General features: G+C 57.0%; 15 protein-coding genes, 2 rRNA genes and 1 pseudogene. 15 read left to right on the top strand and 3 right to left on the bottom strand.

The features are described 5' to 3' along the window. Positions 1 to 17 precede the first annotated feature (17 nt). Positions 18 to 1,502, bottom strand: coding sequence for a YdgA family protein (locus Q6A51_RS21950; RefSeq protein WP_304575725.1), 1,485 nt, complete (start codon positions 1,500 to 1,502; stop codon positions 18 to 20). Positions 1,503 to 1,743: 241 nt separating this feature from the next. Between Q6A51_RS21950 and Q6A51_RS21945 the strand changes: the two genes are divergently transcribed. From Q6A51_RS21945 to Q6A51_RS21875, 15 genes and pseudogenes are all read left to right on the top strand, one after another. Beyond that, a complete protein-coding gene (locus tag Q6A51_RS21945; protein WP_458296247.1) occupies positions 1,744 to 2,211 on the top strand; it encodes a helix-turn-helix domain-containing protein in 468 nt (155 codons plus the stop codon). Continuing rightward, positions 2,208 to 2,782: pseudogene (locus tag Q6A51_RS21940) on the top strand (PIN domain-containing protein). The gene Q6A51_RS21945 and the pseudogene Q6A51_RS21940 overlap by 4 nt, the downstream one beginning before the upstream one ends. Positions 2,783 to 2,870: 88 nt before the next feature. Then, on the top strand, positions 2,871 to 3,560 hold the full coding sequence (locus Q6A51_RS21935) for an HAD-IA family hydrolase (RefSeq protein WP_304575724.1): 690 nt from the start codon (positions 2,871 to 2,873) through the stop codon (positions 3,558 to 3,560). A 151-nt stretch (positions 3,561 to 3,711) separates the two neighbouring features. Further along, positions 3,712 to 4,218 carry a sigma-70 family RNA polymerase sigma factor gene (locus Q6A51_RS21930; protein WP_201019038.1) on the top strand — a complete coding sequence of 169 codons (507 nt, stop codon included), beginning with the start codon at positions 3,712 to 3,714 and terminating at the stop codon, positions 4,216 to 4,218. After that, positions 4,218 to 5,177, top strand: coding sequence for a FecR domain-containing protein (locus Q6A51_RS21925; protein ID WP_304575723.1), 960 nt, complete (start codon positions 4,218 to 4,220; stop codon positions 5,175 to 5,177). Before Q6A51_RS21930 ends, Q6A51_RS21925 begins: the two co-directional genes overlap by 1 nt. An 84-nt stretch (positions 5,178 to 5,261) precedes the next feature. After that, complete coding sequence (locus tag Q6A51_RS21920; RefSeq protein WP_304575722.1) at positions 5,262 to 7,730, top strand: TonB-dependent receptor; 2,469 nt, start codon at positions 5,262 to 5,264, stop codon at positions 7,728 to 7,730. Positions 7,731 to 7,874: 144 nt separating this feature from the next. Continuing rightward, positions 7,875 to 8,882, top strand: coding sequence for an aldo/keto reductase (locus Q6A51_RS21915; RefSeq protein WP_201004227.1), 1,008 nt, complete (start codon positions 7,875 to 7,877; stop codon positions 8,880 to 8,882). Positions 8,883 to 9,118: 236 nt separating this feature from the next. After that, positions 9,119 to 9,859: a GntR family transcriptional regulator gene (locus Q6A51_RS21910; protein WP_201019022.1), complete on the top strand. Its 741-nt coding sequence runs from the start codon at positions 9,119 to 9,121 to the stop codon at positions 9,857 to 9,859. 792 nt (positions 9,860 to 10,651) lie between these two features. Beyond that, on the top strand, positions 10,652 to 11,428 hold the full coding sequence (locus tag Q6A51_RS21905; protein ID WP_201004230.1) for a DUF3050 domain-containing protein: 777 nt from the start codon (positions 10,652 to 10,654) through the stop codon (positions 11,426 to 11,428). A 24-nt stretch (positions 11,429 to 11,452) separates the two neighbouring features. Next, positions 11,453 to 12,400 carry a diiron oxygenase gene (locus Q6A51_RS21900; protein WP_201004232.1) on the top strand — a complete coding sequence of 316 codons (948 nt, stop codon included), beginning with the start codon at positions 11,453 to 11,455 and terminating at the stop codon, positions 12,398 to 12,400. Next, the gene (locus Q6A51_RS21895) at positions 12,397 to 15,849 is read left to right on the top strand and encodes a non-ribosomal peptide synthetase (protein WP_304575721.1); all 3,453 of its coding nucleotides are present in this window, start codon (positions 12,397 to 12,399) and stop codon (positions 15,847 to 15,849) included. The genes Q6A51_RS21900 and Q6A51_RS21895 overlap by 4 nt, the downstream gene beginning before the upstream one ends. Before the next feature lie 38 nt (positions 15,850 to 15,887). After that, complete coding sequence (locus Q6A51_RS21890; RefSeq protein WP_201019024.1) at positions 15,888 to 16,364, top strand: SRPBCC family protein; 477 nt, start codon at positions 15,888 to 15,890, stop codon at positions 16,362 to 16,364. 136 nt (positions 16,365 to 16,500) lie between these two features. Continuing rightward, positions 16,501 to 17,001 carry a sigma-70 family RNA polymerase sigma factor gene (locus Q6A51_RS21885; RefSeq protein ID WP_201019025.1) on the top strand — a complete coding sequence of 167 codons (501 nt, stop codon included), beginning with the start codon at positions 16,501 to 16,503 and terminating at the stop codon, positions 16,999 to 17,001. Continuing rightward, positions 16,998 to 17,996 carry a FecR domain-containing protein gene (locus Q6A51_RS21880; RefSeq protein ID WP_304575720.1) on the top strand — a complete coding sequence of 333 codons (999 nt, stop codon included), beginning with the start codon at positions 16,998 to 17,000 and terminating at the stop codon, positions 17,994 to 17,996. The genes Q6A51_RS21885 and Q6A51_RS21880 overlap by 4 nt, the downstream gene beginning before the upstream one ends. A gap of 85 nt (positions 17,997 to 18,081) precedes the next feature. Then, positions 18,082 to 20,586, top strand: a complete 2,505-nt coding sequence (locus Q6A51_RS21875) for a TonB-dependent siderophore receptor (protein WP_304575719.1) — start codon at positions 18,082 to 18,084, stop codon at positions 20,584 to 20,586. A gap of 142 nt (positions 20,587 to 20,728) precedes the next feature. Here the strand turns inward: Q6A51_RS21875 and rrf (Q6A51_RS21870) are convergent. Next, positions 20,729 to 20,844: ribosomal RNA gene (rrf, locus tag Q6A51_RS21870) — 5S ribosomal RNA — on the bottom strand. A gap of 109 nt (positions 20,845 to 20,953) precedes the next feature. Beyond that, positions 20,954 to 21,031 (bottom strand): 5S ribosomal RNA (rrf, locus tag Q6A51_RS27740); the annotation flags it as partial.

Below are 21,031 nucleotides of genomic sequence, written 5' to 3'. Positions count from 1 at the left end.
AATGGAGACACACCTCACTACTGACTCAACGCACCCACTTTGACCATGACAGTTGCCAGGAACTGTTGCAGGGTCATTTTCTGGCCGTTGAAGTCGACCATACCGTTGGCGTAGTGCAAGTTGGAAAAGATGGTGTCGCCCTCTACCTTGGCCAGTTGCAGCATGACGGCCATGGCGCTGAGCATGTCGCTGGCGGCAGTGGCCTGATCGGCAATCGCCTGAGCGTCGGTCTGCCCGTTAAAGCCTGCCTGCAAGGTCGCGACGTCCTTGATCATCGGCTTGGACAGAAGTACCTGGGCCTTGAGCTGGCTAATGGTTTTTACCGCCGTATCGCTGCCAGGCTGATCGAGAGGACCTGGATCGGTCAGATCAACGGCAAGACTCATGTGGCTTTCGCCATTGGCGGTCTTGAGCGAGAGTTTTTCCAGCTCGATATGAGGTTTACCTGCCAGAAACTTGCTCAGCTCGCTCTTCATCAATTGCTCGTCAGCCGGGCTGAGCTTCAATTGGAATGGGCGTTTGGCCTGTGCTGCGGCCTGTTGCTGTGGCAGAACCTGCTCCTGATAGAACTGATACAAGGTCTTGGTCGACAGCGCGTTGAAACCGGAAAGCTTGAAGCCCAGATGTGAAGAGCCAATATCCTTGCCGCTGTAGGAAATCATGCCCAGGTCATAGTTGATCTGCATGGCCAGATTACCGCCCTCTTCCTGCGCAAGGTTGGTATTGGCGAAGTTCTTGATCAACACAGGCTGCTTGCCGACTATCTGGAAGCCGGTACTGTCGATTTTCAGGTTGCTGTGGCCCAGATACAGGCCGGACTGGCCCTTGGTACCACCGGTGTCGAAGGTCAGGCCCTTGATATCGATGCTCACAGGCCCTTCTTGTGAAGCCACATTGAGCTGCAGGTTATCCAGCTTGCCCGTGACCTTGATCTTCTCGGCGTCGGCAGATGCTTCGGCATTGATGTCGAGGCCGGAGAATTTGAACGTCCCGTCCGCATCGACCATTTCCAGAGGCGACATTTTCAGCCAGCCACTGGTGGAGCGGTCATAGCCAATGCTGGCCTGTCCCTTGAGGGGCGTAGCATCGCCGCTCATGGCGAACCATTTTTCCGAGGTGGTGTTCTTCTCCATCTCGAAATTGCTCTGGGCCATGACCGGCATGAGCTTCAGGGTTTTCAGACGCGACAGCGGAATCGGCCCGTGCTCAATGTGATCGACGAACACGAACTGCGGATCCTGGCCATTGCGGCTCAAATCCGGGCCTTTCAGATCAACGCGATAATGGGCGGTGCTGCTGAAGAAATGACGCTCCAGCGAAACCAGTTGCAGGGTAATGCTGTTGTCCGTGCCGTCGAGAGACTTCTTGAGCTCCTGATTGGCGGCCTGGATCGAGTCGTTGAGCACGCCGCCCAGTTGATTGCCGGTGTACCAGGCGCCAGCACTTGCCAATGCACCGGCCACAACAATGACGCCTACCGCGATACCTGCTGATTTATTCATAGCGACTTGAAGATGTCCGTTCCGATAATTGAAAAAGCCTTCCCTGCGCCCACGACGGGCTTCAGACACACGCCTTGAATAGCGGGGGTTGGCGTAGCACACGCCACTGCCGAAAAAGTCGCGAAAGATTAGCATTGTGCGTTTGTTATCGCCCTCTTGTTTCGTTTATTTCGTTTATTTTGATTTTCGTTTATTTCGATTAGGCTCGGGACCCAGTAACAATTTCAGAAGGACTGCCATCGTGACCGCTACAGCTTTGTCGAAAACACATCTTCCTCTCGACAGGGAAGTCAAAGCAGCCGAACAGGGCCAGCGTGAATTGGCTGCCTTTCTGTCAACGAAATTTGAAACGCAGCGTATTGAAATCTTCGATAACGAAAACAAGGCGCACCCCATCGAGTTGCCCACCTCAGCCCTACGGCTGCTTGTAGATATTCTTGGCGAACTGGCTATTGGTAATGCTGTCAGGGTTGTGCCGATTCACGCCGAACTGACCAGCCAGGAAGCCGCTGACTTGCTCAACGTTTCTCGACCACATCTAGTGAAATTGCTGGAGGCTGGAGAATTACCTTTTCACAAGACCGGCAGGCATCGCCGGGTTTTATTCTCCGATTTGACGGCGTTCAAACAGCGTCGAGACATGGCTAGCCAGGAGGCGATGGAAGCATTGGCTAGGCAGGCACAAGAGCTTGGGATGGGCTACGAGTGAGGCATTCGCCATTTACAGCCGTTTATGATGCCTGCGTCCTTTATCCCGCCCCCTTGCGCGATCTGCTGATGTGGCTGGGTCTTTCAGGGTTGTATAGGGCTCGCTGGAGTGCACAGATTCATGATGAGTGGACACGCAATGTGCTGAAAAACCGGCCAGACCTGACAATGGAGCAATTGGCCCGCACAGTCCAACTGATGGATAAGGCAATGCCGGGGGCTTGGTGACGGGCCATGAAATGCTTTGCGCGGATTTGAACCTGCCTGATCCTGATGATCGGCATGTGCTTGCAGCAGCGATACGTTGCAAGGCAGAAGTCATTGTGACGTTCAACCTGAAAGACTTTCCTGATGCGGCACTTGAGGCTTTCGATATCGAGCCCCAGCACCCGGACGAATTCATTATTGACCTCTGGGATCTGGATCAGGCGGCAGTCCTCACGGCAGTACAGAAACACCGAGGCACATTAAAAGCGCCGCCCATGGATGTTCAGCAGTATCTCGACATGATGCTCCGCCAGGGAGTCCCTCAAACAGTCAAAGCGCTTAAGCCTTACGAGTTAATTTTATAAAGCATGGATGCCATGTATTAGCCACTGGTTTGTCGCAGCAACCCTATAGGTTAGGCTGACATCGAATTTGAAAACGGGATCTGATGACATGAGTGCACAGCAAGGTGAGCGAGGCCCGATCAAGGCCGTGATTTTCGATATGGATGGTTTGTTGCTGGACACGGAAGGGGTCTACACCGAAGTCACCCATCTGATTGCCAGCCGTTATGGAAAAACCTTCGACTGGTCAATCAAGCAGCACACCATTGGCCGTGGCGCCCGTGACTTTTCAGGCTACGTTATCCAGGCGCTGGAGCTGCCTATTTCCATTGACGAGTTCCTGGAAATACGCGAGCCGATGCTTGATGAACGCTTCCCGCTTGCTCCGGCAATGCCGGGCGCAGAAGCACTGGTGCGGCATCTGGCGGCGAACAACATTCCCATCGCAGTCGGGACCAGCTCTTCGATCCATTACTTCGAGGCCAAGACCACCTCGCATCGGGCATGGTTCGAGCTGTTTGAAACCGTCGTGACTGCCGATGACCCAGAGGTCGGAGCTGCCAAGCCTGCACCGGATATTTTTCTGGTAGCGGCACGCCGTCTGGGGGTTTCGCCAAAGGATTGCCTGGTGTTCGAGGACTCGCCATTCGGCGTCACTGCGGCCAAGGCTGCGGGTATGTATGCCGTGGCGGTTCCGGACTCGCACATGCCGGTCGAACAGTACGAACATGCCGATCTGATACTGTCCTCGCTGGAAGATTTCCCGCTCGAGGCATGGGGCCTGCCGAAGAAAGCCTAGCAAGCTGAGGCCCTGCGCCATGCAGGGCCTTCAGGACCGGACGTCAGCCAGTGTGTGCAACCGAATTGCCACCCGTCATCACACGAAGCTAGAATGCGATCAATTCTTAATTACATCCAGCAAGGACGCCTGGAGCGCTTCTGTGATTTCTATGTCCTCAGGTGATCGTTCACTCAATCTGGATATCCATAACCTCTACTGCGAGCATCACGGCTGGCTGCAGGGTTGGCTCGGCCGCAAGTTGGGAAACAGCAGCGATGCGGCAGATCTGGCGCACGATACGTTCATGCGCCTGCTCACGCGCCAGACGCTGCGCAACCCAGGCAGCGAACCTCGTGCCTTGCTGACTCACATCGCCAAGGGCCTGGTGATTGACCGTTGGCGGCGGCAGGATGTCGAGCGAGCGTATCTGGAAACCATCGCTCATTTGCCTGAACCGCAAGTCCCGTCACCGGAAACACGTCTGCTGATTCTGGAAACCCTGTATCGGGTCGAAGCCATGCTGCGCGACTTGCCTGACAGGACGCGCCAGGCATTTCTGATGTCGCAGATCGACGGGCTGACCTACGCGCAGATCGCCACGGAACTCGATGTCTCGCTGATCAGCGTCAAACGCTACATGCGCGACGCTTTCGTTGCCTGTCTGAGCGTGGCCTGATGAGCCAGCAGATCGACCCGCAGATCCTTGGCGAAGCCGCTGACTGGATGGTGCAACTGCAATCGGGCGTTGCAACCGAAGAAGACCATCGCGCCGTGCAGAACTGGCGCAATCGCAGCCCTCAACACGCGCAAGCCTGGCAACGGGCAGAAGCGATTCTGGGAGACTTCCGGACGTTGCCCGCAGCGATTGCCACCGAGACATTCAAGCGGGTCAGCCACAACAAAGGAATCGGTCGGCGTCAGGCGCTCACTCGTCTGGGCATTCTATTGCTGGCAGGGCCGACGGCATGGCTGGCCTGGCAAAATACGCCATGGCGGCAATGGACGGCAGATCATCACACGGCCATCGGCGAGCAGAAAAACCTGACATTGCCCGACGGCACCCGCGTACTGCTCAACACCGCCAGCTCCATGAACATTGCCTTCAGCGCTCACGAACGGCGTATCCAGTTGCTGACTGGCGAAATATTGATCACCACCGCGAAAGACTCCGCTTCCAGCTCGCGTCCCTTTTACGTCCAGACTGAACAGGGTACGGCTCAGGCACTAGGCACACGTTTCAGTGTCCGCATCGACGGCGAACGCAGCCTGGTCGCGGTGCAGGAAGGCTCGGTACACATGCAGCCGAATGCTGGCCAGAGTCTGGTGATAAAAGCCGGCGAGCAAAGTACGTTCAGTCGTACGACCGTCATGCCGGTCGCGCCACTGGCGGCAGGTACGTTGACTTGGGAAAACGGCATGCTGCTCGCTCAGGACATGCGCCTGGCCGACTTGCTCGATGAACTGGGCCGCTATCGTTCCGGGGTATTGCGCTGCCATGCGGCTATCGCCGATCTGCGAGTGTCCGGGGCATTTCCTCTGCGCGACACCGATGCCAGCCTGCGCTTGCTGCATGACTCCCTGCCGATCACGGTCAGCAGCCTGACGCGCTACTGGGTCGCCGTCGAACCACGTTAACGCTCACCTTTCACTGATACCTTTTTGCGTGTCGTTCGGTAAGCAGATAAATCCTCACTTTATCTGCGCCGACAGGAATACCGAATGACTTCCAGGCCGTTTCAGCCCTCCTTCAAAAACAGCACGGCTCGCTTCCGCTTCGCGGCGCTGAGCATGGCGATTGCACTGACAACGCTGACTCCAGCGCAGACTACGCTGGCTGCTGAAACCGCCGATGGCAGCGTAACCCGGGTCTTTGCCATTGCTCCCGGCCCGTTGAGCCAGGTGCTGGCGCAGTTCGCCGCCATCAGTGGCGTGCCGTTGTCATTCGATCCCGCGCTGCTGAACAACCGCCAGAGCGCGGGTTTGCAGGGCAGCTATACCGTGCAGGCAGGTTTCCAGCAGTTGCTGGCGGGCAGCGGCTATACGCTTTTGAGTACCGGCAACCATGGCTACACATTGGCGCCTCAAGTCGAAGCGGGCGATGCAGTGGAACTGGGCGCGACCACTGTCAACGGTGAAGCGAGCCGTTCGACCGAAACCTATGAGGGCGGACAAGTCGCGCGCAGCGCGCGCCTGGGCATGCTCGGTAATCGTGAGATCAAGGATGTGCCGTTCAGCGTGACGAGTTACACCGCTGAAGTCATCAAGGACAAACAAGCCCGGACAGTAGGCGATGTATTGCTCAATGATGCCTCCGTGCGGCAGTCGGCGGGCTTCGGTAACTTTTCTCAAGTCTTCACCATCCGTGGCTTGCCGCTGCAGACCGACGACATTTCCTTCAACGGTCTGTACGGAGTTCTGCCGCGCCAGATCATCACCACCGAAGCACTGGAGCGCGTCGAACTGTTCAAAGGCCCGAATGCATTCCTCAATGGCATTTCACCTCAAGGCAGTGGCATTGGCGGCAGTGTGAATCTGGTGCCCAAGCGCGCTCAGGATACGCCGACACGCAGTGCAACACTGGATTACACCAGCGACAGCCAGGTTGGCGGGCATCTGGATCTGGGGCAGCGTTTTGGCGAAGACAATCAGTTCGGCACGCGGATCAATCTGGCGCAACACGAGGGCGATACCGCCATTGATGATGAGTCCCAACGCTCGGCACTGATCGCCATTGCGCTGGATTATCGCGGCGAGCGGCTGCGTCTTTCTGCCGACCTGGGCTACCAGAAAGAACGCATCAATCAGGGCCGCGCCGTGGTGTACCCCACCGGCACCAGCGTGCCAAAAGCACCATCGGCCAAGCATAACTATGCACAGGACTGGACGTGGTCGGAGCTTGAAGACACTTACGGGATGCTCAATGGCGAGTACGACCTGAACGATAACTGGACGGCCTATGCAGGCGTCGGTGCCAAGCACACCCGCGAGAACGGTGTTTATTCTTCACTCTATGTCAGCGATGCCAGCGGCACTGCACGCGGCGGCTTTCTTTACCCGCCCCATGACGAAGACAACAAAAGCGTCATGGGCGGGCTCAACGGCCATTTCGCGACCGGGCCGATCAGCCATCAGGTCAACTTCGGCTTGGCGGGTGTCTGGGGTGAACAGCGTTCGGCCTATGAAGCGCTGTATGTTGCCAACCGCTTCCCCAGCAACCTGTACAACCCGGTGCAAGCCACACGCCCGACTCCGCCTGCCACTTACTTCGGCAGCGACATCAATGATCCACGCATCGTTGGCAAGAACCGCATGAAAAGCGCTGCGGTTTCCGACACCCTTGGCTTTGTCGACGACCGCATCCTGTTGACGGTCGGCGTGCGACGCCAGTCCATCGAAGTCGACTCCTGGAACACCGCGTCAGGAGCCCGAACGTCCAACTATGAAGAGTCCATCACGACACCTGTCTATGGGCTGGTGCTCAAGCCGTGGGAGCATGTTTCGTTCTACGCCAACCGCATCGAAGGCCTGGCGCAAGGGCCTACCGCACCCGGCTCTGGTGTCACCAACATCAACGAAGTGTTCCCGCCCAGACGCAGTAAACAGACCGAAGCCGGGGTCAAGCTGGATTGGGACAGCTTTGGTGCAACACTGGGTGTGTACCGCATCGAGCAACCCAACAGCGCGACCTACCCCAACGCAGGTTCCAGCCTCGGGACTTTCAGGGTCGATGGCGAACAGTTGAACAAGGGGGCCGAGCTGAACCTGTTCGGCGAACCGCTGGACGGGCTGCGCCTGCTGGCCGGTGCGGCCTGGATGGATACCGAGCTGAAAAAAACCGCAGGCGGGCTGACGGATGGCAACCAGGCGGCCGGCGTGCCGCGCTATCAGTTCAACCTGGGCGCAGACTGGGACGTCCCGGGCATCAATGGCGCGGCGCTCAATGCACGTCTGCTGCGCACCGGCGGCCAATACGTGAACAGCACCAACACACTGAGCATTCCAGCCTGGACACGGGTCGATCTGGGCGCTCGTTATCGCTTCAAGCTGGAGGAGCGCGACATCACCTTGCGCGCCAATCTGGAGAACGTAGCCAATAAAGCCTATTGGGCATCGGCTTCGACTTCCAACAGTTACCTGACCCAAGGGACACCAAGAACCCTGAAGGTTTCGGCAACCGTCGATTTCTGATGCCACACCATCCTGCCCGCCTCTCAGCGCGGGCATCGATGCAATCAAATAATCCAGTCACATACTTGGGCCTTTTCAACGCCCCCATAAACAAGCCAGTATGGCCTCCTGATCCAGCTTTCAATGACAAGGAGGATGTTGAGCATGATTTACAGAACTCTTGGCCAGTCAGGCCTGAAAGTTTCCACGCTGACACTCGGCTCCATGATGTTCGGCGAACAGACCGGAACCGAAGAATCCCTGCGCATCATCGATCATGCACGGGATCAGGGCGTGAATTTCATCGACACCGCCGACGTCTATAACGGCGGACGCTCCGAAGAGATAGTCGGCGAAGCCATTGCTTCGCATCGCAGCGACTGGGTGCTGGCGACCAAGGTTGCGATAGGCCCGAGCGATGGCATCCCGAACCGGGCCGGCCTGAACCGCAAACACATCTTCAATGCCATTGAAAACAGCTTGCAGCGACTGGATACCGATTATGTGGATATCTATTACCTGCACAAAGAAGATCACGACACCCCTCTGGAAGTGACGGTATCGGCCATTGGCGATCTGATCCGCCAGGGCAAGATCCGCTATTGGGGCCTGTCGAACTATCGTGGCTGGCGAATCGCGGAAATCGTCAACGTCGCCCAGCGCCTGGGCGTGGACAAACCGGTCATCAGCCAGCCGCTGTATAACATCGTCAATCGCCAGGCCGAGATCGAGCAGATCACTGCCGCCGCGTTTCATGGCCTGGGAGTGGTGCCTTACAGCCCGCTGGCACGTGGCGTACTCAGCGGCAAGTACGCACCGGATGTAACGCCTGACAGCAATAGCCGCGCCGGCCGCCAGGACAAGCGTCTGCTGGAAACGGAATGGCGTGTGGAGTCGCTGCGCATCGCCCAGCGGCTCCAGGAGTACGTGCAGGACAAAGGCGTCGGCCTCGTCGAGTTCGCCATTGCCTGGGTGCTCAATAACAAAGCCGTCACTTCGGCTATCGTCGGCCCGCGTACAGAACAACAGTGGGGGCATTACACCAAGGCACTGGAAGTGAAGATCACCGCCGAGGACGAAGCCTTCATCGACTCGCTGGTGACACCGGGGCATGCGTCTACCGCCGGCTTCAACGATGTGCAACATTTCGTCTCGGGGCGACTGACACCTTAAGGCGCTCTGTTACCGGTAAGGCATCATCGCGAGCAGGCCATCGGCAAATGCTCGCGATGTTCGAAAAAAGCGTCTAAAAAGCCGTGTGTATATAAATGCTCATTCAACATGTTGCTGACAGGAGCGCTAAAATGCTCTGCAACTGCGGGCATGCTGCTTGTAGCAGAACGGGAACAGACTCAGGTCTGTTGGCAACCATGAATCCAATCCAGCCAGGTTGATGAAGAAGTATGGCGATGCGCAAAACTGATAGAGAAGCCTTTTTGTGCTCGGTCCTGGGAAACGAACAGCCTCCCGCGCACCTTGCCAGATCTGTTATCGAAGAAAAACTGCGCAACGCCATTATTGATGGCAGCCTGCCGAGTGGTACAGCCCTGCGTCAGCAGGAGTTGGCCACATTATTCGGTGTCAGCCGAATGCCGGTGCGCGAAGCATTGCGCCAGCTTGAGGCACAGTCACTCCTGCGCGTCGAAACCCATAAAGGCGCCGTCGTCGCACCGTTGATCACCGAAGATGCCGTTGACGCCTATGGTCTGCGCATCCTGCTGGAGTCCGAGGCTCTGCGCCTTTCCATTCCGTTACTGGATGCCGACGACCTGGCAAGCGCACGAAGCTACATCGAGTTGCTTGAGGTTGAAACCGACTACTCCAAGATGGGCACCCTCAACCGCCTGTTTCACATGTCTCTGTACGCCAAGACGCCCAACAAGCGCTTGATGCGTCTGGTAGAAGAAGGCCTGAACGAAGAAGAGCGTTTCCTGCGCTTCAATCTCTCGTCCATGGGCCTTGGCAAACTGTCCCAGGACGACCACTGGGAGCTGCTGCGTCTGGCCGAAGAAAAAGCCGTTGAGCAAATCGTGAGTTCTCTGCAAAACCACCTCAATCGTGGTGTCAAGGCAATCACTCAATACCTCAACAACAAAAAGGCCGAGCAAGAAAAACCAGCGGTACGCCAACGCAAGAAAAGCATCGCCTGAATCAACTCCGGTTGATCACCTGACCCTCGTGGCCTGACGCTTCTCACTCCCCTTTCAGCACCCTTTCCATGCGCTGCGAGCTATCTGCTCGCGGGCAGCGCTTTTATGCCTGTTTTCCTGAACCACCGGGTTGGTCTGCCTCAGGAATAAGGCAAACTCGGTCGTGACTGCGGCGTGATCCAACCGGAGGGTTGCGCCTTGGTCGCTCTTGAACTGCCCGTCTGGTGCAGGGCAGCGATCTGTTCATTTGAACGTATTGAGAAAGGAGTTCCTGCAAGGGCAACAAGGCATTGGAAGTCACTTCCAGTATCGCCCTCCAAAAGTCAAAAACTCTGATTGTTCGGCATAACAGCAACGCTGAACGAGGCATTCGTTCATTACTCTCAATTTTGGCTCTTATCAGCCGAAAGGGTTGCTCACGCCCCTATAAAACTTAAATCAATAGTTTTATATGGCAACTTACAACCTTGAAAAACAGCAACTAAAATAATAATAAAAAACAATTGCGAAGTTCATTGAAAGTGCTTTAACTTTTATTCGCAGCCCGTCACAACGGCCGACACCACTGGTTATTCGGCCACGCCCACACAGGCTGCAGCTGTGGGCACTCATGGCTCTGCAAAGGACCTGCAACGAAACAACTGACTTTTACGGTTATTGATCGTTTCAACTAACAGGCGCTGACCTGCCTGTTAGTCAGGCCTCCTGCAGCGTGTTTCTTCAAGAACGAAAGCTGTTATTTAGCCACACGCCACAGCCAACACTTGCACTTACAACTACCGGGATATCGCCATGCATTGTCAGAAAACGCTATTGGACCGCAAGAAAACCGAACTTAGCCAACACCCCATCTTTGCTGAAATCAATTCCCTGGAAGTGCTTAAACGTTTTATGGAAACCCATGTATTCGCCGTCTGGGACTTCATGTCGCTGACCAAGCGTTTACAGCAGGAGCTGACGTGTACCCAATTGCCCTGGCTACCGCCTCGGGATGCATCGGCAGCCAGGCTGATCAATGAAATCGTGCTGGGTGAAGAATCCGACGACAAGCTGAGCCACGGCCACTACAGCCATTTCGAGTTGTATCTGGATGCCATGCGCGAGATTGGCGCCAGCACCTTGCAGATAGAACGTTTCGTCGAGCTTCAGAAACAGGGCGTGCATTACGCCACGGCATTGCAGCGCGTCAATGCAGGCCAGGCGGCAACGGTATTCGTGACCCACACACTCAATACCGCGCTGCATGCACCCGCCCATAGCGTGGCAGCAGCCTTTCTGCATGGCCGCGAAAGCGTTATCCCGGTGATGTTCCAGAGCATCCTCGATGAATGGGGCATCACCGTCGATCAGGCCCCGACCTTTCGCTATTACCTGGAACGCCATATCGAAGTCGATTCGGAGGACCACGGCCCGGCTGCCGAGCAGTTGCTGGCCCGACTGGTCAATGGCGACGAGCAGCGCGAGCGAGAAGTCTATCAGGCCGCCATTGCCGCCGTGGATAGCCGGGTCGAGCTGTGGGACACCCTGCGCATGAGCATGCGCTCGCCATTGATGCAAGCCAGCGCCTGATATCGCGTCTACAAGGAAGCCATCATGAAAGCAGAAGACTACAGGTCGTTCATTGATGCCTGGGAAGGTCGCGCCACTATCCGCACTCGCCCACGCCGAATCGTCGAGAACGATGAAAAACTGATCTACCCACTGAGCCGCCAGCCTTTGGTGTTGAGCGAAACCTTCACCCGTGAGTGCCCGCACCTGCGTGATTACGCACTGGTGCAAAGCCTCTACAAGTTCATCAACGATGTCGTGATCTTTGAAACCGAAATTGTCGACAAGACCGCGCGCAGTATCGCCAAGGACAACTTCACCATCCGCTTTCCTTTTGCGTGTCGCTACGACGCCATGACAGTAGTGGTCGATGAGGATTACCACGCATTGGTGGCGATGGACTTCATGCAGCAGACCATCGCCCTGACGGGGATCGAACCGATTGAACTGCCCGATGAAATCGAGCTGAGCCGGGCCATTCCTGCCGCCCTCGCCCTGGCGCCGGAGCATCTGCGCAGCGCAGTGGAACTGATCTGCGTAGCCATCGCGGAAAACACCGTGACCAACGATGTGGCGGCCTTCGCCAAGGACGATTCGGTCAAGCAGTCGGTCAAGGGGCTGATGGCCGATCACTTGCTCGACGAGGGCCGTCACTCAGGGTTCTGGGCACGACTGGTGCGTATCTACTGGCACACCGCGCCCGAAGAGGATCGCGAATGCATCGCCCGCATCATGCCGACATTCATTGCTCAATATTTGACCAGTGATATCCAGCACGGCTTCGATTTCATCCTGATCGATCACCTGCAGGTCGCAGATTCCGTCAAGCAGGCGCTCAAGGATGAAATCACGGCGGTGAGCTTTCCCATCAATCGCCATCACCCTCTGATCGGCAATATCGTGCGCTTCTTCAAGAGCAGTTCAATGCTTGAAGATGCTTGCGTGCAGCGGGCGCTGGCCGACTATCTGCCAGCCCAGGGAATGCTGCAATGAAACGTCTGGAGATCGTGCTCATCGGTCATAGCCTGACCCTGAGCGAACTGCACACAGAACTGCTCGCACACGGACATGCGGTACATCGCCTGAGCGATCAGGCCGAGTTGAATGCGAGCCTTGTCGACAACGCCTCGATACTGATCGAAGACGGCAGCCTGGACATGAATGGCGAACGGCTCAAGGCATTCGCTAGCACCGATCACCTGAGCCTTCGTGTCGGCTTGAGTCCGAACTCAACCGATGGCCTGCCACGCCTTGAGTTGCTGTGCTGGCACGGTTCGGCCACGGCCCAGCACCTGATCGTGCGAGAGTGGCTGCCTGCTCAGGAGTCGGGCAACGGCCGTATGTTGCGCGACGCGGCAATCGCGGAGTGTGTCGACCAGACCGCGCTGCTGATCAGTCGCCTGTCCAGGGACGAGAAGTATTTCAGCACCCTGCCCACGACCACTCCCGCACAAAGCGAATGGCAGGATGGCCTGCAGGCGATAGATCATCTGCTGTTCAGGCATCGTCTGAATCAGACCGATCAACCGCATCTGCTGGAAGTGGCCCAAACGCCTCTGGTCGAACGCCTGGAGCAAAGCTTTCAGACCTTTGGCGAACGCTCGGCCCTGTCGATTGCCGGTCAGGTTTTCAGCTATCGGGAGTTGTACGCTCAAGGTGTCGCAATCCAGCGTCATTTACTGCCGCTGATTGAGGCCAGAGAGCAGACAACACCTGTGGTCATCGGCATTTGCCTGCCCAAGTCTGTCGCGTTGTATGCAGGCATTCTGGCAACTCTCGGCAGTGGCGCGATCTACCTGCCACTGGACCCCAGCCAGCCCGTTCAGCGCCAGCAATACATTCTGGAAAACTCGGGTGCCCTGCTGTTGCTGCATGACGGTTCGCATCCGCTGGCCAAGGCCGGGTTTCCCGCACTGGATATCGGATCGATCCAGGTGACGGAGCCAGATCAGCTTCTGACCAGGCCACTGACGCATAGCGACTCGCCGTGTATGGCGCTCTATACCTCAGGCACCACTGGCCACCCCAAAGGCGTGCTGCTCAGTCAGCGTAATCTCAGCCACTTCACTGCCTGGTATGCGGAGTACGTCAGCCTGTCCGAGCACTGCCGGGTGTTGCAGTTCTCGACACTGAGCTTCGATTCTTCAGTGATCGATATCTTCCCCACCTGGCTCAGTGGTGCAGAGCTGGTGATACCCGATGAAGACCAGCGACGTGATCCCCTGCGGCTGGTCAGCCTGCTGAAAGACCGCATCAGCCATGCGTTTCTGCCACCTGCATTGCTGAGTATCCTGCCGCTGGACGAGCCCTTGGGGCTTGAGCATGTGATGACCGGAGGCGACGTCTGCGAGCCTTATGTCATCGAGCACCTGACCCGGCAGTGCCACTTTCATAACCTCTACGGCCCGACCGAAGCCACGGTTCTGGTCACTGCCGGGCAGTTCCGGCCTGGCAGCAGCAACCGCAATCTGGGCCGACCGATTGCCAACAGCCAGGTCTGGATTCTGGACGAGCAGTTGCAACCAGTGCCGGAGCAGGCTCAGGGCGAGCTGTATATCGTCGGTCCTGGCGTGTGCCTGGGTTACTTGAACAATCCTGAGCTGACAGCCGAACGCTATGTGACGCTGACCTTGCCAGACGGGCAGCAACTGCGTGCCTATCGCACCGGGGACATCGGCAAATGGACCCCGGACGGTATCGAGCTGGCCGGACGTCGTGACAATCAAGTGAAGATCCGCGGATTTCGGGTTGAGCCGGAGGAAATAGAGCACTGCCTGCGCAGCAGTCAGCTGTATCGGCAGGTCGCCGTGGTCGTCGATGGCCAGCGCCGCATCCTGGCCTTTGCTGCCCAGCCTCATGAGGCTGAAGAGGTCGCCCTGTCGGCATTGAAAGCGCACGTGCAACGCCTGTTGCCGGACTACATGCATCCCGGCGCCTATACGGTATTGGCGAACATGCCATTTGCCAGTAACGGCAAGATCGATCGCAAGGCCCTTCTGGAAATACCAGTAAGCTTCGCAGACCAGCAACCCCGCCGCCTGCCGGAAACGGAGCAGGAGCAAAAGCTTCTCGAACTGTGGGCAGAGCTTCTTGAACTGCCCATCGGGGATATTTCCACCGACGAAAGCTTCTTCAATCTGGGTGGCCATTCGATCCTGCTGTCGCGCATGTTGCTGGGGATTCGCGAACGGTTCGGGCGCAGCATTCCCATCAATCGCTTTATTGAAGCGCCCACCGTGCTGACGCTGGCGAGCCTGATCGAAAGCGAAGGCGTTTCGAGTTACACCGTCAGCCCGCAAGCGCTGCTGGACGCCAACGCCGATCTGGAAATACCGGTGCTGCCGATCAGCAGGCTGGGCGATGTCCACAAAGTCATCGTGACCGGTGCCAATGGTTTTCTCGGCGTGCATATCGTCGAAGCGCTGCTGGCCTGGGGAGCGAGCGAGATTGCGTGCCTGGTGCGCGAAGGCTCGGGGCAAAGCGCACACGAACGCTTCGTTCAGTCGTTGCGGGAAAACCGGCTGGAGCATCTGGACCTGAGCCGTGTAACGGTCTATCCCGCCGACGTCACTCAACCGCAGTTGGGTTTGAGTGATGACGTGTATGAGCGACTGGATCGGGACTTTGGCGCACTGGTGCATAACGCGGCCAATGTGAACCATGTCCAGGATTACGAAACGCTTATCCGTGACAACGTGGCACCGGTCTTTGAATGCCTGCGACTGTGCGAGGGACGCAGCAAGAAGATCTTCAACTTCGTCTCGACACTGTCGGCTTCCAGCGCCGTCGATGCAGCGGGCAGTGTGCTGGAGCAACCTGCCGCCGCCACACCGCCGATCTACATCAAGAACGGTTACAACCTGTCCAAATGGGTCGCGGAGCGGGTGTTGCAAAGGGCCAGAGAGCAAGGCGTGTGGGTGAATATCTACCGCCCCGGCAACATTGCTTTCAGCAGCGTAACAGGCGTGTGCCAGCCACAGAAAAACCGCTTGATGCTGATGCTCAAAGGCTCCCTGCAACTTGGCAAGGTCCCGGAGTTCGCCATGAACTTCGACCTGATGCCGGTGGACTTCCTTGCACGCTTCATCGGTTTCCACGCCAGCCGCTATCAGGCCAGCCGTGCGGTATTCAACCTCCACAACCCCGAGCCCTTGAGCTGGAACAGTTACGTGGATGCCTTCCGCGAAGCCGGGCGCGAGTTCGAGATGGTCAGCGTGGCGCACTGGCAAACCCAGCTCAACCGCGTCGATAGCCAGAACGCACTGTTCGGCGTGCTGGGCTTCTATCTGGACGGTTTCGAGGAAGACATCGGCGACATCTCGATGATCGAGTACCAGAACGCCCTGGCCGGCATCCGGCACATGGGTGAGCAATACCCGCAGAAAACCCCGGCGCTGCTGCGCAAGGGTTGCGACTACCTGAAAGAAATCGACTTTATCTGAACCATCGACAACCCAACACGAAACAAATGGAGAACGACATGAGCTCAATCAACACTCTGCAACCGGACACCCTGATCAAGAACCCGACACTGTGCAAAGTCGTCTCGGCAGTGGAAGTGCCGGGGGATGCCAACAGCGTCTGGGCGATCGTCGGCAACTTTGGCGGTTTCCAGGCCTTTATTCCGGCGCTGGAAAGCACTGAAGTCACCGGGAAGGGCGTGCGCTCGGTGCGCAAGAAACTGTTCAAGGACGGCAACGTGGCCATCGAACAACTGAACTCTCACGATAACAATGCGCGCTTCATGACCTGGTCGCTGATCTACACCAGCCTGCCCGTAGGCAATCTCTGGGCAGCGATGACCGTCCAACCCACTGGCGAGAACGATTCGGTTGCAACATGGACCATCATCGCCGAACCCGATCAGGGTGGGCCTGAAACACTGCCGGCGTTCCAGGAATTCCTCCAGGGCTTCGCTGACAGCGCCATGAGTAACGTGCGCAGCCTGTTTGCCTGATTTGTTGCAGTGACCAAAACCCGCTCAGCGCCAGAAGCCTGAGCGGGTTCAGGCATTTGAGAGGTTGCAAATTGGCGGACGCTTTCACACAATGCGATTTATTATCATTCGCGCAGCGCTGGGATGGCGCGCCTCAATGCCTTCTCAGCACTCGGCCATACACATGCTCTACAACGATCACCATGGCTGGCTCCATTCATGGCTGCGCAGCAAACTGGGCAATGCCGCCGATGCGGCTGATCTGGCACAGGATACGTTTGTGCGGCTGCTCAATCGCAGCGAACTGCTTGAGCTGAAAACCCCACGAGCCTTCTTGCGTACCGTTGCCAAGGGCCTGGTCATCGATCACTGGCGCCGTGAAGAACTTGAGCGTGCTTATCTGGAAGCCATTGCTCATCTGCCGCCCCACGAGACACCTTCGCCCGAGTCCCGCGAGCTGGTTTTCGAGTTGCTGGAAAGCATTGCCCGAATGCTCGACGGCCTCAAACCGAAGGTCAGGCAAGCATTTTTGCTGGCCCAATGCGAGGGAATGCCGCACAAGCAGATTGCCAGACAGATGGGCGTGTCCCTGCGTTCGGTCGAGCGTTATATCGCCGATGCGCTTTATCACTGCTATGTACTGCGATACGACGCATGAGCCGTACCTTGCAGCCGTCTCGCCAGCGCCAGCCCTCGCCACAGGTTGTAAAACAGGCGATCCAGTGGTCCATGCGGCTGAACAATTCGTCAGCCGATCCAGGCCTGCGCAAGCAGTGTGAACAGTGGCGTACCGAACACGCCGATCATGAATGTGCCTGGCAACGTATCCAGACACTGAGCAATGAGTTGAACAGCAGCTTCCAGGCATTACCCGGATCGGGAGCCGCCTTTGAAGCACTGGAGAACAGCGCGCAACGACTGGGACGTCGACAAGCGCTGAAATTACTGTCCGGTATCGTAGTACTGGGCTCCGCTGCATGGATCTCCCGTGATATGGCGCCCTGGCAGCAATGGCAGGCCGACTTTGCTACCAACGTGGGTCAACGCAACAGTTACCGGTTGCAGGATGGCACACGTCTGCAATTGAACACCGACAGCGCGGTGGATCAGGACTTCAATACCCTGCACCGCCTGATAAACCTCACACGCGGGGAGATTCTGGTTGCCTGCGGGGCCGACTCGCAAAGTGTCGCGCCAAGGCCACTGCTGGTGCAGAGCCGCCACGGTCTGTTTGAAGGCATCAGCGGCCGCTTCGTCGTTCGTCAGGATCAGGACCGGACCCGTGTCAGCGTGACGGAGGGCAGCCTGATTATCCGCTCGCCTGCCACATCCCCGATAAACGTGAAGGCAGGCCAGAGTTATTCGGTTTCCGGACAGCGCGCCACCCTGCTCCCGGCACTGGATATGGAAGCAGGCGCATGGAGCGAAGGCTTGATCGTGACGAAGGATATGCGTCTGGGTGATTTCCTGGCGGAGGTCGGGCGCTATCGCCGGGGTTATCTGGGGTGTGCGGATGACATTGCAGACCTGCGGCTTTCCGGCGTGTTCAGGCTGGAGGATACCGACAAGTTGCTCGCGGTCCTGCCTCAGACTCTTCCTGTAAAACTCAGTTACCACACCCGCTGGTGGGTGACGCTACAGCGTCAGGCCTGATTATTTCTGGCGGGTTTCGCTCAGGTGTCCGGCATGGATATCAGTACCCCTATTTCTCTGATTGAACCTGACGGAACTGCCTCTCATGACCCGGCCTCAAGGTATCTCGCATTCAGTTTGTGCTGCCTCCGACTCACCAGCCCTGCGCACGGCCATTCGTGCAGCATTGGTCTCCATCGCTCTGGGCACGACGGTCTTGCCGCTTCAGGTGCAGGCCCAGGACAACGCTTCTTCAGCCAGCGTCGTACGCAACTACTCCATCGCGGCAGCACCACTGGGCGAGGCGCTGAATCAGTTCGCCCGGCAGGCGGGGATCACGCTATCCGCTACACCGGCACAAACGGCAGGCGCCCGCTCACCGGGATTGCAGGGTAATTATTCAATAGGTCAGGCCTTGAACATTCTGCTGGGTGGCAGCGGCTTGCAGGCCATCTCGCAAGATGGCAGCAGTTATGTCCTGCGGGCCGTTGAAGACCAGACACTGTCGTTGCCAGACACGGATATTCGCGGGTTTGCCCTGGGAAATGCCTTGGGCAGCATGGAAGGCTATAACGCCACCCACAGCCAGATCGCGACCAAGACCAGTACCTCGCTACTGGAAACCTCACAGTCCGTCTCGGTTGTCACCCGGCAACAGATGGACGATCAAGGTTCACAGACGGTTTCGCAAGCCATGCGCTATACCCCTGGCGTGCTGACCAATCCGTATGGAGCAACTCATCGGTACGACTATGTCGCGATGCGCGGCTTCAATGACGGGTCTGTGGATAACATCTATCTGGACGGTCTGAAGTCCATGGGCGATAGCGGGACTTACAGCACCATGCAGGTCGACCCGTACTTCCTTGAGCGGGTCGATATCCTCAAAGGTCCTTCGTCGGTGCTCTATGGTCGCAGCTCTCCGGGTGGCCTGGTGGCGCTGACCAGCAAGAAACCGCTTTATGAGCCTTATCACCAGATCCAGGCCACGGTCGGTACACAGGGTCAGCGAGGCTTGGCATTCGATTTCAGTGGTCCTGTGGATGAAGACAAACGCATTGCCTATCGACTTACGGGGCTGACCGATAAATCCGACACCCAGTTCGATCATGTGGAAGAGAAACGCTATGCGCTGGCTCCCACCGTAAGCATCGACTTCAACGAAGACACTTCGCTGACACTGCAAGCCTATCTACAGCACGACCCCGAAGGTGGCTATCACGGTGGCGTGCCGGCGGATGGTGCGCTTCATCAACGCAATGGCCAGCGCATATCGGAGAACTTTTTCGATGGCGAACCAGGCGTGGATGGCTTCAGCCGCGACCAACAGTCATTCGGCTATCAATTCGAGCATCGCTTCAATGATGTCTTCACGGCACGGCAGAACTTCCGCTACCTGGATTCCAGGGTGAAGAACGAGCAGGTCTACGCCTATGGCTGGACCAGCGCGACCGGCAACGAACTGAACCGTTATTACTCCGGTGGCGATGAGCGTCTGCACGCATTCATCATCGATAACATGCTGCAGGCTGAGTTCTTTACCGGGTCGGCCAAGCATACGACGCTGCTCGGCGTGGACTATCAACGACGCAAGACCGTGGTTGACTGGACCAGCGGCGCAGTGACGTCCCTGGATGCTTTCAATCCCGTGTATGGAAACTCCGCAATCAGTTATTACAGCCCGACCAGTTACCTGCGACGCCTGGAACAGACAGGCCTTTATGCGCAGGATTTGATTGAGCTCGACAAGTGGCGCTTCTCCCTGGGTATCCGCCAGGATTGGGTGGATACCTCCGACGAGAACCGACTGGCTGAGACAGGGCGTCCGGCAGGAACCGAAATCAGTGACAAGCGAACCAAACTCACTGGCAGGGCCGGTGTGCTTTACCTGTTCGATAACGGAATTGCTCCGTACCTCAGTTATTCCGAGTCGTTTAACCCTAACTCTTACTCCGACAGCAGCGGTAATCCGCTGGCGCCTACGGATGGCACCCAATGGGAAGCCGGGATCAAATATCAGCCACCAGGCACAGACAATCTGTTTACAGCTTCAGTCTTCCATATCGATCAAGAAAACCTGGCTTCCAAGCTGCCTCAAGAAAACTTCTACCGTCCTGTTGGCGCAATACGCTCACAGGGACTGGAGCTTGAAGCTCATATTCAGCTGACCGATAACTTCAAGGTGCTGGGCAGTTACACGCTGACAGATATCGAATACTCGAAGTCGATGATCAGCACATTGAGTTCGGCGACCACTATCATCGAGAACAAAGGAAACTCACCCACCCAGGCCCCCAAACATATGGCTTCGGTCTGGGGTGATTATGCATTCAACAGTGGCGCTCTCGACGGGCTGCGTCTGGGCGGTGGTGTTCGGTATGTCGGCTATAGCTGGGCGGATGCTGAAAACACCATGAGGGTTCCAGCGTACACATTGCTGGATGCATCCGTGGGGTATGACCTGAGCAAGGTAGGGCTCAAAGGTGTTGATGTGCGGGTAAACGCAAACAACCTGACCAACGAATCCTATATCGCGTCCTGCGCAAGCTTGAGCTTCTGTTATATGGGCGAAGAACGAAATGTGAGTGCGACCGTAAGCTATCAGTTCTAAATAGTTGCGTCGCTCGAAGCCAGCCTTCAGCAGTGGAGGCTGGTTTTTTTGTGTGTGGCTTTCGAGAGCCTGGGGATATCTTTGCTGGGAGCAGAAAGACAAAACCCCTGTCTGCGTCAGCAGACAGGGGTTTCGGAATGAATCTTGACGATGACCTACTCTCACATGGGGAAACCCCACACTACCATCGGCGATGCATCGTTTCACTGCTGAGTTCGGGATGGGATCAGGTGGTTCCAATGCTCTATGGTCGTCAAGAAATTCTGTTGCCGATCCGTTACCAAGTAACGTGACAGCGAAATTGGGTGACTTCTACTTAAAGACAAAACCCCCACCTGCTTTCGCAGATGGGGGTTCTGAATTTGAATCTTGACGATGACCTACTCTCACATGGGGAAACCCCACACTACCATCGGCGATGCATCGTTTCACTACTGAGTTCGGG

The sequence above is a fragment of the Pseudomonas serbiensis genome (genome assembly GCF_030580745.1).
Lineage (GTDB): Bacteria > Pseudomonadota > Gammaproteobacteria > Pseudomonadales > Pseudomonadaceae > Aquipseudomonas > Aquipseudomonas serbiensis.
The sequence above is the reverse complement of the archived record's forward strand: the minus strand, read 5'-3'. Positions and strand labels throughout refer to the sequence as shown.

What these genes read in the sequence shown, in the direction of transcription:
- Q6A51_RS21950 (WP_304575725.1), bottom strand. Translation starts at nt 1,502, where the DNA reads ATGAATAAATCAGCAGGTATCGCGGTAGGCGTCATTGTTGTGGCCGGT.
- Q6A51_RS21935 (WP_304575724.1), top strand. Translation starts at nt 2,871, where the DNA reads ATGAGTGCACAGCAAGGTGAGCGAGGCCCGATCAAGGCCGTGATTTTC.
- Q6A51_RS21930 (WP_201019038.1), top strand. Translation starts at nt 3,712, where the DNA reads ATGTCCTCAGGTGATCGTTCACTCAATCTGGATATCCATAACCTCTAC.
- Q6A51_RS21925 (WP_304575723.1), top strand. Translation starts at nt 4,218, where the DNA reads ATGAGCCAGCAGATCGACCCGCAGATCCTTGGCGAAGCCGCTGACTGG.
- Q6A51_RS21920 (WP_304575722.1), top strand. Translation starts at nt 5,262, where the DNA reads ATGACTTCCAGGCCGTTTCAGCCCTCCTTCAAAAACAGCACGGCTCGC.
- Q6A51_RS21915 (WP_201004227.1), top strand. Translation starts at nt 7,875, where the DNA reads ATGATTTACAGAACTCTTGGCCAGTCAGGCCTGAAAGTTTCCACGCTG.
- Q6A51_RS21910 (WP_201019022.1), top strand. Translation starts at nt 9,119, where the DNA reads ATGCGCAAAACTGATAGAGAAGCCTTTTTGTGCTCGGTCCTGGGAAAC.
- Q6A51_RS21905 (WP_201004230.1), top strand. Translation starts at nt 10,652, where the DNA reads ATGCATTGTCAGAAAACGCTATTGGACCGCAAGAAAACCGAACTTAGC.
- Q6A51_RS21900 (WP_201004232.1), top strand. Translation starts at nt 11,453, where the DNA reads ATGAAAGCAGAAGACTACAGGTCGTTCATTGATGCCTGGGAAGGTCGC.
- Q6A51_RS21895 (WP_304575721.1), top strand. Translation starts at nt 12,397, where the DNA reads ATGAAACGTCTGGAGATCGTGCTCATCGGTCATAGCCTGACCCTGAGC.
- Q6A51_RS21890 (WP_201019024.1), top strand. Translation starts at nt 15,888, where the DNA reads ATGAGCTCAATCAACACTCTGCAACCGGACACCCTGATCAAGAACCCG.
- Q6A51_RS21885 (WP_201019025.1), top strand. Translation starts at nt 16,501, where the DNA reads ATGCCTTCTCAGCACTCGGCCATACACATGCTCTACAACGATCACCAT.
- Q6A51_RS21880 (WP_304575720.1), top strand. Translation starts at nt 16,998, where the DNA reads ATGAGCCGTACCTTGCAGCCGTCTCGCCAGCGCCAGCCCTCGCCACAG.
- Q6A51_RS21875 (WP_304575719.1), top strand. Translation starts at nt 18,082, where the DNA reads ATGACCCGGCCTCAAGGTATCTCGCATTCAGTTTGTGCTGCCTCCGAC.